The organism is Tistrella arctica, assembly GCF_039630945.1.
Taxonomy (GTDB): domain Bacteria; phylum Pseudomonadota; class Alphaproteobacteria; order Tistrellales; family Tistrellaceae; genus Tistrella; species Tistrella bauzanensis.
Genome location: NZ_JBBKTV010000015.1, coordinates 89,704 through 104,923, shown reverse-complemented (window position 1 = coordinate 104,923; position 15,220 = coordinate 89,704). Strand labels below are relative to the sequence as shown.

The 15,220-nt window shown below is 64.4% G+C and carries 13 protein-coding genes and 1 pseudogene; 6 read left to right on the top strand and 8 right to left on the bottom strand.

Annotated elements, in window-relative coordinates; all coding sequences use genetic code 11:
• Positions 1-236: 236 nt before the first annotated feature.
• Positions 237-836 carry an NYN domain-containing protein gene (locus tag WG924_RS25450; RefSeq protein ID WP_345935844.1) on the bottom strand — a complete coding sequence of 200 codons (600 nt, stop codon included), beginning with the start codon at positions 834-836 and terminating at the stop codon, positions 237-239.
• Positions 837-1,227: 391 nt separating this feature from the next.
• Between WG924_RS25450 and WG924_RS25445 the strand changes: the two are divergent.
• Both WG924_RS25445 and WG924_RS25440 read left to right on the top strand, forming a co-directional pair.
• Positions 1,228-1,320 (top strand): annotated as a pseudogene (locus tag WG924_RS25445) (fructosamine kinase family protein); the annotation flags it as partial.
• Positions 1,321-1,441: 121 nt separating this feature from the next.
• Complete coding sequence (locus WG924_RS25440; RefSeq protein ID WP_345935843.1) at positions 1,442-2,464, top strand: aldo/keto reductase; 1,023 nt, start codon at positions 1,442-1,444, stop codon at positions 2,462-2,464.
• Between the two features lie 27 nt (positions 2,465-2,491).
• Here the strand turns inward: WG924_RS25440 and WG924_RS25435 are convergent, their stop codons facing one another.
• Positions 2,492-3,226, bottom strand: coding sequence for an SDR family oxidoreductase (locus tag WG924_RS25435; protein ID WP_345935842.1), 735 nt, complete (start codon positions 3,224-3,226; stop codon positions 2,492-2,494).
• A 62-nt stretch (positions 3,227-3,288) separates the two neighbouring features.
• Between WG924_RS25435 and WG924_RS25430 the strand changes: the two genes are divergently transcribed.
• Positions 3,289-4,212 (top strand): AraC family transcriptional regulator, encoded by a 924-nt coding sequence (locus tag WG924_RS25430; protein ID WP_345935841.1) that lies wholly within the window; start codon positions 3,289-3,291, stop codon positions 4,210-4,212.
• Positions 4,213-4,285: 73 nt separating this feature from the next.
• Here the strand turns inward: WG924_RS25430 and WG924_RS25425 are convergent, their stop codons facing one another.
• From WG924_RS25425 to WG924_RS25405, 5 genes are all read right to left on the bottom strand, one after another.
• Complete coding sequence (locus WG924_RS25425) at positions 4,286-5,545, bottom strand: serine hydrolase domain-containing protein (protein WP_345935847.1); 1,260 nt, start codon at positions 5,543-5,545, stop codon at positions 4,286-4,288.
• A 100-nt stretch (positions 5,546-5,645) separates the two neighbouring features.
• Positions 5,646-7,646, bottom strand: a complete 2,001-nt coding sequence (locus WG924_RS25420) for a TRAP transporter permease (RefSeq protein WP_345935840.1) — start codon at positions 7,644-7,646, stop codon at positions 5,646-5,648.
• A gap of 69 nt (positions 7,647-7,715) precedes the next feature.
• Positions 7,716-8,873, bottom strand: a complete 1,158-nt coding sequence (locus WG924_RS25415) for a TAXI family TRAP transporter solute-binding subunit (protein ID WP_345935839.1) — start codon at positions 8,871-8,873, stop codon at positions 7,716-7,718.
• 217 nt (positions 8,874-9,090) lie between these two features.
• Positions 9,091-9,915, bottom strand: coding sequence for an IclR family transcriptional regulator (locus WG924_RS25410; RefSeq protein ID WP_345935838.1), 825 nt, complete (start codon positions 9,913-9,915; stop codon positions 9,091-9,093).
• Positions 9,912-11,123, bottom strand: a complete 1,212-nt coding sequence (locus tag WG924_RS25405) for a CaiB/BaiF CoA transferase family protein (protein WP_345935837.1) — start codon at positions 11,121-11,123, stop codon at positions 9,912-9,914. The genes WG924_RS25410 and WG924_RS25405 overlap by 4 nt, the downstream gene beginning before the upstream one ends.
• Before the next feature lie 131 nt (positions 11,124-11,254).
• On the opposite strand from WG924_RS25405, the gene WG924_RS25400 reads away from it, so the two are divergent.
• Positions 11,255-12,043 carry an oxepin-CoA hydrolase, alternative type gene (locus WG924_RS25400; protein WP_345935836.1) on the top strand — a complete coding sequence of 263 codons (789 nt, stop codon included), beginning with the start codon at positions 11,255-11,257 and terminating at the stop codon, positions 12,041-12,043.
• Positions 12,044-12,073: 30 nt separating this feature from the next.
• Here WG924_RS25400 and WG924_RS25395 read toward each other — a convergent pair whose 3' ends face one another.
• Positions 12,074-12,955 carry a LysR family transcriptional regulator gene (locus WG924_RS25395; protein WP_345935835.1) on the bottom strand — a complete coding sequence of 294 codons (882 nt, stop codon included), beginning with the start codon at positions 12,953-12,955 and terminating at the stop codon, positions 12,074-12,076.
• Positions 12,956-13,052: 97 nt separating this feature from the next.
• On the opposite strand from WG924_RS25395, the gene WG924_RS25390 reads away from it, so the two are divergent.
• Both WG924_RS25390 and WG924_RS25385 read left to right on the top strand, forming a co-directional pair.
• On the top strand, positions 13,053-13,430 hold the full coding sequence (locus WG924_RS25390) for a tautomerase family protein (protein ID WP_345935834.1): 378 nt from the start codon (positions 13,053-13,055) through the stop codon (positions 13,428-13,430).
• 165 nt (positions 13,431-13,595) lie between these two features.
• Positions 13,596-15,179, top strand: coding sequence for an ABC-F family ATP-binding cassette domain-containing protein (locus WG924_RS25385; RefSeq protein ID WP_345935833.1), 1,584 nt, complete (start codon positions 13,596-13,598; stop codon positions 15,177-15,179).
• Positions 15,180-15,220 lie beyond the last annotated feature (41 nt).

The following is a 15,220-nucleotide window of genomic DNA, read 5'->3' as shown; positions in this document are numbered from 1 at the left end:
GAAGGCATCCTGAAACCCCAACCCAAGGAACAGAAGCGCACGACCCCGAAAGCCATCGCGGCGACCGCCGCTTAACCCGGCTCCCGAGGCGGAACTGTCAGGCGAATACCCTCTCTGTACAGTTTGACGCCCGCATGCCCAGCGCTCTGGTTGTACTGAGACGGAAATGACCTGACAGTTGGCGCCACTACCGATCATGCGATCAATCCGATCTTCAGACGGGCTTCAGCAGCCTGCTAGACACGCAAGGCGTCCAAATGTGGATCGAGCGGAATAAAGTTCGTTGCAGCCTCACGTAACTCACGACCTGCATGCTCCCAAAACACTACATCCACTTGGAAGCCGTCTTCACGCAGTTGTTCGACTGCGGGTACATAATCATTATCACCCGAAACGATGGTGAATACGTCTTTATTTTTTGCATTTTTATAGGCATCGCGCATCATGGCCGCGACGATGCCAGTATCAATCTTTTTTTCCTTGTTCGCAATATTACGATCTTTGACGATCACCTCAAAGCCCGCCTGCTCGGCAATCTGCCATATCGCATCGTTTTGCGGCGGGCGCGAGCCGAACAGCATTGCACGTGCCGTGTCGGCTTTGTTGTTGCCAGCGACGAAGCGGTAGAGTTTGCCGAAGCTCATTCGATAGGCATTATCGAGAATGCCGCGCTCAAAGGCGTCCCGGATATTTAGCGCTATACCGACCTTCACCGCACTGACGCGCTTGCCCTCGATAAAGACGTTTGAATTATCAACGTAAATCCAGTCCGACATTTTCTTGTCTCCAGCCTCAATTGTATTCCAGAACTCAAGGAAACGATATTCGCTCGTCATAGGCAGACAGAGTCTGGAAAGGTGCCGAAATAATATTAAATTTTGGAACCTTCATGTACGATGGCACCCTGATCGCGTCGTCCTTTTGCCCGCGCTTTCGGCTGCGCTGGAACTACGCTTCAGGCATCTTTCCGGCACTAGCCTTGAACCGGTAACTCAAGAAGCGGGCGGAAGCGATGAGATCACACCACGCCCAATCACGTCTGGCTTCATCGAGATTCCGGCCGCAATCGCGTCGCCAAGGTCATGAGGTAACCTCGCTACCCTTTATCGCGACACGCTCCGGCAAAGGTGCTGTCACGTCGGCTGATTTCCTTCACCCGCGCATATGTTGAAGCAGATCCCCATAAAAGGGAAATTTCTTCCTATTCCGTCGGACTGAAAAACACCCTATCGGCTGTGGCCGGCCCTGGTCCATCTCAGGCTGTTCGGCGCCGGCTATCGGCCGATGGTCACCGGCCTGCTCGACCGGCTCGGCGTCTGACAGACGGCAGGCCCCTTGGTTGAACGGCGCTCACCCTATTTTTGAGAAAATTGCGGGGTGACCTGCGCCGCCGGCTCATGTCTGCTTGGTGGCAAGCAGACAATCAGGGGAGGACTCCGTCATGCAGTACCGCACACTCGGTGGATCAGGGCTGAAGGTGCCGGCATTGATCCTCGGCACCGCCACCTTCGGCGGCGGCACCGACTTCTTCCGCAAATGGGGCGAAACCGATGCCCGCGAGGCCAGCGCCCTGGTCGATCTGGCGCGCGATGCCGGCTGCACCATGTTCGATACCGCCGACAGCTATTCCCGCGGGCTGTCGGAGGAAATTCTGGGCCAGGCGGTGCGCGGCCGGCGGCATGATCTGCTGATCGCCACCAAGACCGGCATGGCGATGGGCCCCGGCCCCAACGATGTCGGCACCGCGCGGTCCCGGATCATCCGCTCCTGCGAAGACAGCCTGCGCCGGCTCGGCACCGATTATATCGACCTCTACCAGTTGCATGCCTTCGATGCGGTGACGCCGGTGGACGAGATGCTTCACGCACTCGACAGCCTGACCCGCGCCGGCAAGATCCGCTATGCCGGTGTGTCGAATTATTCCGGCTGGCACCTGATGAAGATGCTGGCCACGGCCGATCGTCTGGGCCTGCCGCGGCCGGTATCGCATCAGGTCTATTATTCTCTGGTCGCGCGCGATTTCGAATGGGAACTCATGCCGCTCGGCCTCGACCAGTCGGTGGGCACGCTGGTCTGGAGCCCACTCGCCGGCGCCAGGCTCAGCGGCAGGATCGGCCGCAACCGCCCGGCCCCGGCCGACAGCCGCGCCGCAACCGACGCCACCTGGGCCGTGCCCGACGACCGGCTCTATGCCGTCACCGACGTGCTCGACGCCCTGGCGGCAGAGACGGGCCACAGCGTGCCGCAGATCGCGCTCGCCTGGTGCCTCGGACGCCCCGGCATCTCGGGCATCGTCATCGGCGCCCGCAATGCCGATCAACTGCGCAACAATCTCGCGGCCGCCGACATCACCCTCACCGCCGACCAGATCGCCCGGCTGGATGCCGCCAGCGATACCACGCCGGCCTATCCCTATTGGCATCAGCGCCGGACCATGTCCGACCGCAACCCGCCGCCGGTGTGAGGTCTGTCGGCGCGGGTTGCAGACACATCAGCTTTGGGCGGTCGGGCGAATGACGATGCTGCCGACGTCGACCTCGGGCGGTTGCTCCAAGGCATAAAGGATGCCCCGTGCGACCGCATCGGGAGAAATCGCGATGCCGCCCAAGCGCTCTTCGATCATTTTCCTGGTCGGCTGATCGGTGATCGTGTCGCCGAAACTGGTGGCGATCACGCCCGGCGACACCTCGGTCACGCGAAGCCTGGGCCCCGCCTCCTGCCTCAAGACTTCGGTCGCGGTGCGCACCGCGTTCTTGGTCGCGGCATAGACGCCCATGGTCGGCACGATCTGGAGGCCTGCCGTCGAGACGACATTGACCACATGCCCGCTGTCCTGGCGCGCGAACACCGGCAGGGCGGCAGCGATTCCGTAAAGCGTGCCCCGGAAATTCACGTCGATCATGGCATCCCAGTCATCGACGCGCAGCGCGTCGAAGCGGGAGATCGGGCCGACCCCGGCGTTGTTGACGATGACGTCGAGCCGGCCGCCCCGCGCGACCGCGAACGCCACAAGCTCTTCAAGGTCGCGCCGATGACGCACATCGGTCTTCTTGAAGGCCGCCCGGCCGCCGGCGGCGGTGATCTCGTCGACAACCGCCCCAAGCGACGCCACGTTGCGAGCGCCCAGCACAACGAACGCGCCGTGCTCCGCAAGCAGCCTCGCCGTCGCGCGGCCGATCCCACTGCTTGCTCCGGTTATGATGACAACTTTACCTTGGATGCTCATTTTCAATCTCCTTCACGAAGACAATATACGACGGCCTCAAGATCATCTATGCTCTGTAGTCTATGACATTATCGCAATCGTCCAAGATAACCCGCGACCCGCTGTCGGACGTTCTCGACGTTCTGGGCGCAAGGGTGACCCGGCGAACCCGCATCGCGGCGGCGGGGCGATGGGCCTTGGCGTTTCCGGCCATCGACCGGCTCAAATTCGTCGCGCTGCTGCGCGGCAGCCATTGGATGCTGGTGCCGGGGCTCCCCTCGCAACGTCTGAGCGAAGGGGATGTCTGTCTGATCGGACGCACCGCATATACGGTGGCCAGCGACCTCGACGTGACGCCGATCGATGGACAGTCCCTCTACGATGGCCCCGGCTGCGACGTGGCGCGCATCGGCGGAGACGATACGATCGGGATCGGCGGCACGGTCACCTTCGCAGCCGCGGATGCGGACTTCCTGCTCGACATGCTGCCGGCATTCATGATCGTGCCGCGATCCTCGCCCGGATCCTGCGCGATCGCGACGGTCCTCGCCCTGATCAGCAACGAGATCGAGCGGGATATGATGGGAGGCGAGATCGTGAGCGCCCGGCTCGCCGACGTGCTGGTGGTGGAGGCGATCCGCGCCTGTGCCGGCAGCGCCGGGCAGAGCGGCATGGGATGGCTCGGCGCGCTTTCGGACGCCCGGCTCGGCCGGGCGCTCCGTGCCATCCACCAGGATGTCGCGCAGCCATGGACCGTGGCCCGGCTCGCCGGCGTGGCCGGCATGTCGCGCGCGGCCTTCTCCGCCGAGTTTACGCGCCGTGTTGGCAGGCCGCCGCTCGCATATGTGCGGACATGGCGCCTGACCATCGCGCGTGCGGCACTGATACGCGGCGATACCACGATCGCCCATGTGGCGAATGAGGTCGGCTATACCTCACAAAGCGCGTTTGCCCACGCTTTTCGACAGGCCTTCGGATCTCCTCCGAAAACCAGCACCCGGTCATGATCTCGTCTCAATGCCACAGGAACCGGCCCAAGCCGGGCCGGCCCCGTCGCGGCCGACTGTTCCGTCGCAGGTCTTACCGCTGCAAGGCCGCTGTCGGCGAGCCCTCACCGGACGTCGCCTGAATGTCGCTGAGCGCGGCATAGACCATGTTACGCAGCATGGGGCGGATGGTGGTGCCGGTTGAGGGCGATTGCAGCATGCAGATGATGAAGAGGTCTTCGGCGGGATCTCCCATCATGTAGGTGCCGGCCGCGCCGCCCCAGAAGAAATCGCCCACGCTGCCCATCTGCGACATCCCGCCCGCCGTGCGGCGGACCGCGACGCCAAGCCCGAAACCATAGCTGCTGCCGGGCAGGTAGTATTTGCCCTTGGCTATCCCGTCCAACTGATCGGTCAGCATGTAGTTCACGGTAAAGGGGGAGAGAATCCGCGCTCCGTCGTGCTCGCCGCCGTTCATCAGCATGTGCATGAACCTGGCATAGTCGCCTGCGGTCGAGACAAGGCCCCCGCCGCCGGTTTCGAAGGGCCGCCGCTCTCGCGGGTCGAAGACCGCGATATTCCCGATCATCCGGTCGTCGTTATTCGGTTCCGCGATCTGGGCCTGGGCTTGCACATCATCCACGCTGAAGCCGGTATGCTCCATCCCCAGTGGCCCAAGGACGCGCGCCCGCATGGAAGCGCCGAGGCTGCGACCATCGACGACTTCGATCACCGCCCCCAGAACATCGGTCGCGCGGCTGTATTCCCATGTCGTGCCCGGCTGATACTCAAGCGGCAGCCCGCCCAGCACCTGCGCGACCGCGCGATTGGTCTTGTCTCCGTTGCCGGGGTTCTGCGCCTTCAGCGCCTCACGCGCGGGGCCGGTTCCGAAGAACCCGTAGGTCAGCCCGGCCGTGTGGCGCATCAGATCGAGTATCGTGATCGCCTTCTTCGCGGGCTCGGTCTGGATCGTGCCGTCGCCCGCCGTTCCCGTGGCGACCGTCATCTGCGAAAACTCGGGCAGGTAACGCGAGACCGGGGCGTTCAGATCGAGCTTGCCCTCCTCGACAAGGCTCAGCGCCACAACCGAGGTGATCGGCTTGGTCATCGAATAGATGCGGAAGATCCCGTCCTCGGGCATCGGTCCGCCGCCCTCGGCAAGACTGCCCAGGGCCGAAAGATGCGCGATCTTTCCGTGGCGCGACACCAGAAGAACCGCGCCGGGAAAGTCGCCCGCATCGATACGGCCCTGAAGCATGGTGTCGATCCGCTCAAGCCTGTCCCGGGACAGACCGACGGTTTCCGGTTCGACGGTCGGCAGATCCCCGGCTGCCGCCGTTGTCGCCAGCGCCATCGCGATCCCGAATGTCAGGGCCCTGATGGATATCTGCATGATCTCTCTCCTCCCTCAAGATCGTCCGCGCCTCCCCCGCGCAGGCGGTTGTTTCAGACCGTCAGTCGGCGGTTCTTTTACGCGGTGAGGCCAGAGCGCCGAGCCGCCACGCGAAGGCGGCGGGAAGGGCCGCCAGGAAAAGCCCGGCCAGCGACAGCTCGATCGGGCTCAGGCCAAGGATCCCGCCGAACGGGGCGGCGATCATCAGACCCGACAGCACGAGCAGCAGGCGCATCGCGATCGAGACCAGGCCCTCTCCCAGGGAACCGACGAAGGCCAGATAACCCTGCATTCCGGCGGCAATGAACCAGATGCCGAGGAAGGCGCAGCTCACCGCCATCGCGACCTGCGGCATCGATCCCTGCCCGATCAGGGCCGGGTTCAGCACGAAGAAGAAGGGGATCACATAGATCACCACCCCCAGCCGCGTCGCCTGCCACGCGGATGCCATCGGGTTGGCGCCGGCCAGCGTCGCCGCGGAAAACGCACCAAGCGCCACGGGCGGCGTGATGAAGCTGACCATCCCCCAATAGAGAATGAACAGATGCACCGCCAGCTCGTTCAGCCCCGCCTGAACCAGCGCTGGCGCCAGCACCACGGCAAGGAAGATGTAGCAGGCGGTCACCGTCATCCCCATTCCGAAGATGAAGGACGTAAGGGCGCCCATCAGCAGCAGCATGATTGTCGAGCTGCCCGCCGCATGGACAAGCTCGTTCGCCAGCGGGCCCGTCAGGCCCGTCGCCTGAAACGCGCCGACGATCATGCCGATGCCGAGCAGAATCGACACGATCTCGGAAAGCGTGCGACCGACGGAGATGATCATGTCGGCGAAGCCGGATCGGGTGAACCTGTCGCGCCTGCTGAACTGGTTGACAACCAGCAGAAGCGCCACGGCATAGAACGGCGCCGTGGTTTCCCACCGGAACGCCGTCATCAGAACGATCAGCAGCACAAAGACCAGGATATAGGGCCACCCGTCCCGGATTGTGTCGCCATTCCTGGGAAGGTCCGCGCGGTTGAGGCCCATCAGACCCCGCCGCGCCGAATAGGCGTCGATCTGCACGAACAGTCCGAAGTAATAGAGTGCCGAGGGGATCGCCGCCGCCAGCATGATCTGGGTGTAGGGCAGGCCCAGCCATGACGCCATGACAAAGGCCGTGGCCCCCATGATCGGCGGCATCAGGACGCCCCCGGTCGACGCGCAGGCTTCGGTTGCCGCGGCAAAGCGGGCCGAGAAGCCGCTGGCCTTCATCGCCGGAATCGACACCGCGCCGGTTGTCAGGACGTTCGAGATGACGGAACCCGACATCGACCCCATGAATCCGGAGGCGAAGATCGAAACCTTGCCGGCCCCGCCCCGGTACTGCCCGACAAGCGCCATTGCCAGATCGTTGAAAAAACGCCCGCCGCCCGTGTACTGGAGCACCGCGCCGAACAGGATGAAGCCGATCACCAGCGTCCCGAAGGCCTGCATCGGAATGCCGAAGGACGCCTCCGACGAGATCATGAAGAAGGGGATGACGTCGGAGAAGGGCTGCGTGAAGCCGCTCAGGGGATCCGGAACGCTTTCGGCAAAGGTTGGATAGAGCGAGAAGGCAAGCACGACGGCGAACAACACGTGCCCCCCCGCCCGTCGCGTGCCTTCAAGAATCAATGCGTAAAAGACGATGGAGAACCATGTCGCCGTCTCGGGGGTGGCATATTCCCACCCGTTGTTCAGGCTTTCGTCCGTCGTCGCGGCGAAATAACCGCCAACGAAAAGCGTCGCACCGCACAGCAGCCAGTCATACCATGGGATGTCCGTCGAGCGCCGTCCGGTGATGCGAAAGCCCAGAAACGTCACGGACAGGAAGATGCCCGCGAGGAGGTAGAGATACATGCCCTCCAGCATCGCGTAGCCGCCGATGCGCAGGTTGAACAGTTGCTGGATCGACAGCGCGATGGCCGCCACCGTCGCAAGGCCGATATACCATCTGGCTATCGGCGGAAACGACAGCGCCTCGTTCGCGATCTCGTCTTCAATGGCTTTTGTCGAAAGGCTGTTGCCGGACCCGTCGCTCATCTGCATTTTCCTGCTGTTCGAGCCGTCAGGAAGCAGTTCGGGCGGGAAACGGTCCCCGCCCCGCCGTCTTCAGAACGCGACCTGGAATCCCCCGGCCTTCAACGCGGCGCGGCGTTTCTCGGGCCAGACCTCGTCCCAGTTCGCCGGTGCCTCGGCCTTGAGGTCTTCCCAGGCTGCGGCAAGGGCGTTCTGCCGGGCGACAAGCCTGTCATTGTGCTGCTGTGCGGCATCCGACCAAACGCCTGCTTCCTTGTAGTAGCGGATCGCGCCCTCGTGATAGGGGATCACCCATTCGAACTGCTGGAATTCCATCGCCCAGCCTTCGATGCCGGGGGTCTTGCCTGAATAGACCGGCAGCAGTTTGAACATGGCCTTGGTCATGTTGTAGGCCAGGTCGGTGTCGGTGGTGTCCAATCCGATCAGGATCGGATAGGGAAAGGCCGCCATGTCGCGCCCGCCGGTGCCGTCGATATTCGCGCCCACCATGGCCTTGGACTTGATGTAGTAAGGCGCGACGGTCGTCAGACGTTTGAATGCGTCCTCGTCTGCGGGGTCGAACGGCGGCCAGAACAGGCCGCGCGGGCTTGACGCGGCCTCATAGGTCACACCGGCGTTGGTCGACGAGAAGGCCACGTCGACAGACCCGTCGACCATGCCTTTCCAGGCTGCACCGAACCCGCCGAACTCCACCAGCGTCACATCGTCCCAATCCAGGCCGCCATAGGCCAGCCAGGACGAGGTATTGGTGTTCAGCGCCGGCGCGCCCTTGATGTAGGCGACCCGCAAGCCCCTGACATCGGCATAGGTGAAGCCCTTGCAATCGGGCTTGCCCACCTGGTCACAGGCCTCTCGGGCCACACCGATGGACATGGCGACGCCACCGCCGGAATTGGTGGCCAGCGTCCGGATCTTCTGCGGGCCCCAGCTCTCGCTGCCGAAGGCCAGCACACCTTCCTGCGCGAGGTATACGCCAATGCCGTTCAGCGAGAACTGCACCTTGCCCTGACGCAAGGGTTCCATTCTGGACACGTCATTGCCCGCAGGCAGGATACGAAGGTTGATATCCGCCTCATCCTGCAACGCCGCACCAATGGCAACCGCTTCGTTATAGCCGGCCGAGCCGGTGCCATAGGCCGTCCAGGCGATCTGACGGGGCAGATCGAAGTCGGCCGCGTGCACAGCGGGTGCCGCAAGGCACATGGCGGCAGCGAAAACAATCTTTCGCATCGTCTCCTCCCAAGTCATCCGACACTGAGGCGGTCGGTATGGGAAAAGACTTGCACACGGTCTGCCTCCCTTCAATGTATTTTCTAATTAATGGTCATTCTGACGTATTCGTTTGAATATATGAAATGAAATACGCGGGGCCATTGGGTATCTCTGCAATATGCCGTTTGGCCCGCCTGACCCGGCAATGAGCCCGGGACGGTCAGGCCGTGCCGGATCACAGTCTGAAAACGCCCGACAACCGTATGGAAGCCGCCGCCTCGGCCAGGCGCGGGCCGAGATCCGCTTCGAAATAATCCGCGACGGCCCGGTAGCGCGGCACGGCGCAGGCGATCGCCACCCACAGGCCGTCTTTGGTCTGCCCGAGAGGTGCCCCGGCAGCCACAAGGTCCGGCCGCCAGTCCCCATAGGAGACGCAGAACCCTTCCGACCGGCAGCGCGCGACCGCCGCCTCCATCACCGCGCGGGAGTCCTCATAGTCCTGCCCGTGGCGGGCCTGGATTTCGGTGATCTTCTCGTCATAGTCGCGGGCGCCCAGCATCGACAGCAGCGACCAGCCCAGGGCGGAATGGAGCAATGGCCCGGTCTGGCCGATATCGGGAACATGCGGCCAGCCCGGCGGGATGCCGGCGGTCTGGACGTGAACGAAGGACGTGCCCGACATCACCCCGACGGACGCATTGCCGGAACACATCTCGGCAATCTCGCGCATCGGACCACCGACATTGTGCCGCCACGGCATCGTGGCCAGCACGGGATAGGTCAGGGACAGCAGTTGCGGTGCCAGCCGGAATGCGCCTTTCTGCGTCTTGCGCAGATATCCCATATGCAGCAGCGTCTTGCACAGGCGCGACACCGTCGGGCGCTTCAGCCCCATGCGGCGCGCGATATCGGCATTGGACAGTTCCTGTTCTAACGACGAGAAGCACTGAAGGATCTCGATGCCCCGCATGAGCGTGGACGAGAGAGATGCGTCGGGGCCACCTTCGGAGACTGCCTGTTGATCCTCCGTCTGTTCCGACGCGTCCTGCGCTATGGTCATATGATACCCCTTGCCTTGAAGCCCTCGATTTCCGAGTCGTCGAGGCCCAGGAGTTCTCTATAGACGTAATCGTTGTCGGCGGCGATCCCCTTGGCTGCCCAGCGGATCCGCCCTGGATTGTTGCGAAAACGCGGAACCAGCCCCTGCATCCGCACCGCGCCGAAATCCTCATCCTCGACGGTCGCGATGGTTCCCCGCGCGATGAAATGCGGGTCGGCGAAAATCTGGTCGATGGAATAGATCGGCGCCAGCGTGCCGCCGGTGGCGCGAAATGCCGCGACCGCTTCATCCTGCGTATGCGCGGCGATCCAGCCGCCGAAGATGCGATCGAGTTCGGCCACGTGTGCCACCCGCGACGTGTTGTCGCAGAACCGCGGATCGTCGATCAGGTCCGGACGGCCGATGGCCCGTGCATTGTTGGCAAAGGTCCGCGCCGTGCTGCCCGCCACCGTCACATAGCGTTTGTCGGCGGTCAGATAGACGTCGGATGGCGCCGAATAGAGGTTCCGGTTGCCCGCCCGCTCGCGCACCGCGCCAAGCTGATCGTATTCGATCGCCAGCACCTCGATGATGCGCAGCAGGCTTTCGGTCAGGGACAGGTCGATCTCCTCGCCGGCCTCACGCTCATCCTGCGCGACCCGCCAGAGTGCTGCCATGATCGCGAACGCACCGAACAACCCGCCGACCGGATCGCCGATGGGATAGCCGGTGTGCATCGGCGGGCGGTCCGCATCACCCGAAATCGCGGTCAGCCCGCCCATCGCCTCGAATATCCGGGCAAGGCCCGACATCTCGCGATAGGGGCCATCCTGGCCGAACCCGCTGAGCCGCAGAACCACGAGGCGGGGGTTCGCCGCCCAAAGCGTCTCGATATCCAGGCCCCAGCGTTCCAGGGTGCCGGGACGGAAATTCTCCACGACGACGTCGCTCTGTGCGACGAGGCGCAGGAACAACGCCTTGCCCTCCTCGTGACGCAGGTCGAGCGTCCCGAAATACTTGCCCCGGTTGGTGACCTTCCACCACAGCGATTTCTGCCCTTTCAGGGGCGGGAATCCACGCAGGCCGTCGCCTATGCCGGGCAGTTCCAGCTTGATAACCTCCGCGCCGAAATCGGCCATCATCGTGGCCGCCATGGGCCCGGCGATGATCGTTGCGATGTCCAGCACACGCAGACCTGAAAGCGGCCCCTGCCCGGTGTCTCTCGTCATGGCACCTCTCCATATATTCACCTATAAGTGCCACAATGTTCCGTTATTTCGAATGATATTGGTATTGATTCATTTATTTGCGTTTTTAGCCGCCATGGCCCATCATTCCGCCGAGCGAGAAGGAGCGTGGAATGAGCGATCAGGTGACACATGTCCTGATAGACCGGCGGGACGGCGTTGCGACACTCACTCTGGACGGTGCCCAGACGCGCAATGCGCTGGGACCTGACGTCTATGTCAGCGTACAGGCGCATCTGCTCGACGCGGAGCAGGACCCCGATGTGCGCGCGATCGTCCTGACCGGTGCGGGCGGGTTCTTTTCCTCGGGCGGCAATGTGCGGGCGCTGAAGGCCAGCGGGCAGTCATCGCTGTCCGCCGTGACCGGCAACACCGACAGGCTGAACGCGATGATCAAGGCGGTCACGGACGGCACCAAACCCGTGATCGCGGCGGTCGAAGGCGGCGCCTCCGGTGCGGGATTCTCGCTGTGTCTGGCCTGCGACCTGATCGTTGCCAGCGAAACCGCCGTTTTCTCGGCGGCCTATGTCCGGGTGGGGCTCAGTCCCGACGGTGGTGCAACTTATTTTCTGCGCCGCGCCCTTCCCCGGCAGATGGTGAACGAGATCTGCATGTTCGGCCAATCGGTCCCCGCCGAACGGCTGGCGGCGGCGGGGCTCGTGAACCATCTGGTCCCCCAGGGGCAGGCCCGTGCCAGGGCGCTCGATCTGGCGGCGCGTCTGGCCGCCGGTCCGTCTGCCGCCCTGGGCACGATCAAGCGGCTGATCGGCGCAGCCGAGGTCAGCGGCCTTGCAGCACAGCTCGACGATGAGGCGCGGGCGATCAATCTCGCGCGCTTCGGACCGGAAGCCGCGGAAGGTCTCGCCGCCTTTCTGGAAAAGCGCCGCCCCGACTTTGGTTAAGGCCCGACTTTGGTTAAGGCCCGACTTTGGTTAAGGCCGGATAGACGACGGCCCCTGGTCCCGCACCACGCTTCCATAGGCAGCCGCCAGGGCCGCGAGCGCATCGCCCGCGCGACCGTCCGCCACCCGGGCATGAAGCAGAACCGGCAGGTGCGGCAGGTCGGGCAGGCCCAGCCGGGGGCCGACATCGACCGCACCGAAGGGCAGCATGCGCCGCGCCAGCGCCGCGACGCCCAACCCGGCCATCACCGCCGCCGAGACCGCCGCGACCCCGCCACCCACGAAAACCTCCGTCCAGGGCAGGCCCGCGTCATCGAGCAATTGCGCCGCCAGCCCGCGCACGCCGCAGGGTTCGGGCATGGTCGCCACCGGCAGCGGCTCGCCGGCACGGCACTGCCAGCCGGCGGCCGCATACCAGCCGAATTTTTCCTCGGCCAGAAGCTGGCCATCGCTGCGCCCGGCATGCAGGCGGACGATCGCCGCATCCAGTTCCCGCCGGTCGAAACGCTGCAGCAGCTCGCCCGAAGACCCGATCCGGATGTCGATCAGCAGCTTGGGATCCTGCGCGTTCATGCGTGCGATCAGCGCCGGCAGCTCCGGTCCGGCGACATGATCGCTGATGCCGATGGTCAGGCGCTGACGCGCGCCGGCAAACACCGTGACCGCGCGCTGATGCGCCGCCAGCAGGTCACGGGCGCGGTCGAGGAACGCCGCCCCTTGCGCCGAAAGCTCCACCGAGCGCGGCGTCCGCTCGACCAGCCGGCAGCCAAGCCGTTCCTCCAGCCGCTTCAGCTTCAGGCTGACGGCCGATTGCGTGGTCCGCATGGCATCGGCCGCGCGGGTAAAGCTGCCAAGCTCGGCGATATGGAGGAAAGCCTGGACGGCATCCAGGTCAAGCGGCCGCTCTATCATTTTCAATCATCATCACTGATATCAAAATCCATCGTGTTCTAAAATAGATGAACGGCCCCTAGTGTAAAGCCCAGGACACAACCGAAAGGGGCCGACAATGCCGTTCTCCCACATCTCCCTGCGTGCCGGAAAGCCCGCTGCCTATCGCCAGGCGATCTGCGACAGCCTTTATGGCGCGCTCCGCGACGCGCTCGACGTGCCCGAAGACGATCAGTTCATGGTCATCACCGAACACGACGCCGCCAGTTTCCGCTATGGCGCCGCCTTCGGCATCGCCCGCGGCGACGACCTCGTCTATATCCAGATCACCCTGTTCGACACCCGCACCCCTCTGCAGAAAAAGACCCTGTTCCAGCGGATCGCCGAACGGCTGGGCACCAGTCCCGGTATCCGGCCGGAGGATGTCTTCGTGACCATCATCCCGTCCGCGAAAGAGAACTGGTCGGTCGGTCATGGTGTGGCGCAGTTCGCATAGGCCGCCAGACGGGATGCCGAGCCTCAGCGGCCCACCTGCCCTTGCACGTGGCCTGACATACCTTATGTTGAACCCGACATGATCCGATAACAGGAGACGCTTTCGACATGGACCTGATCCTCGCCGCCTTCACCCCTTCGGTATCGCTGCGAGATGGTCTGTCTTATGTCTGCTTCTGTTTCCCTGTCCGATCTGTCATGGGCCGCACCTGACGGCACCCCGCTTTTCACCGGGCTGACCCTGCGTTTCGGGGCCGAACGCACCGGCATCGTCGGGCGCAACGGCACGGGAAAGTCCACGCTTCTGCGTTTGATCGCGGGGGATCTGCGCCCGGCTTCCGGCCGGGTGCGGATATCCGGCACGATCGCGATCATGCGGCAGCAGGCGCTGGAAGACCCGGCCTGGACCATCGCCGACCTGTTCGGCGTGCGCCCGGCCCTCGGACGGCTCGGCCGGGCCGAAGCGGGGCTTGCCGATGCCGATGATCTCGGCCGTGCGGACTGGACATTGCCTGCGCGGATCGAGGCGGCGCTGCTGCGCTGTGGCCTGTCGGCCGATCCGCAAACCCGGCTGGCCTCGCTGTCGGGCGGGCAGCGCATCCGCGCCGCTCTGGCAGCATTGATCTTTGCCGCGCCGGACATCCTGCTGCTCGACGAGCCGACCAACAATCTGGACCGGGCCGGTCGGCAGGCCGTGATCGACCTGATCCGGGACTGGAAAGGCGCCGCGATCATCGTCAGCCATGATCGCGCGCTGCTGGACACGGTCGACGCCATCGTGGAGCTGACCCCGCTGAGGGTGGCCAGATATGGCGGCAATTACAGCGCCTTCCGGCAGCAGAAGGACAGCGACCTCAACGCCGCCCGCCGCGATCTCGCCCAGGTGGAAGCGGCGCGTGCCGAGATGGCCCGCCGCGCGCAGCAGGCGGCCGAGCGCAAGGCGCGCAAGGACAGCGCCGGCCAAAGGGCGCGGGCGAAAGGCGATCAGCCGAAAATTCTGATGGATGCCGCCAGGGGCCGGGCCGAGGCATCGGGGGGAGCGGATGCGCGCCTGCGCGACAGCCGGCGCGAGGCGGTCGACGCGGCGCTCGCAACCGCCCGCCGGAAGATCGAGGTTCTGCAACCCCTCCATATGGATATCCCCCCGACCGGTCTGCCACCGGGCAGGGTGGTGCTGCGGCTTGACGGCGTGACGGGGGGCTATGATCCCGACCGACCGCTCATCCACGACCTGTCGCTGACCGTCACCGGGCCTCGGCGCCTTGCCATCGCCGGGCCGAATGGCTGCGGCAAGACCACGCTTCTCAAGCTGATCACCGGCCAGTTGTTACCGCAACGCGGCACGGTGGCGCTGACGGTTCCCGTCGCCCTGCTGGATCGGCATCCGGGGTTGCTCGATCCCGCCCGCTCCGTGTATGAGAGCTTCCGGCACCTGAATCCCGCCGCGGATGCGCATATGGCCCATGCGGCCCTGGCCCGTTTCGGCTTCCGCGCCAGGCATGCCCTGCGCCGCACGGGTGAGTTGAGCGGCGGCGAGCGCCTGCGCGCAGGGCTCGCCTGCACGCTCGGGGCCACACCGCCCCCGATGCTGCTGATCCTGGATGAGCCGACCAATCACCTCGATCTGGATGCCATTGCAGCCCTGGAGACGGCGCTGGCCGCTTACGACGGCGCCGTGCTGGTGGTCAGCCATGACGAGGCGTTTCTGAAAGCCATCGCCCCGCATGACATGATCGTGCTGGGGGGCTGAAGACGGGCGCGGCGAGGGGGGTCCCGATGTCCCGATATGGG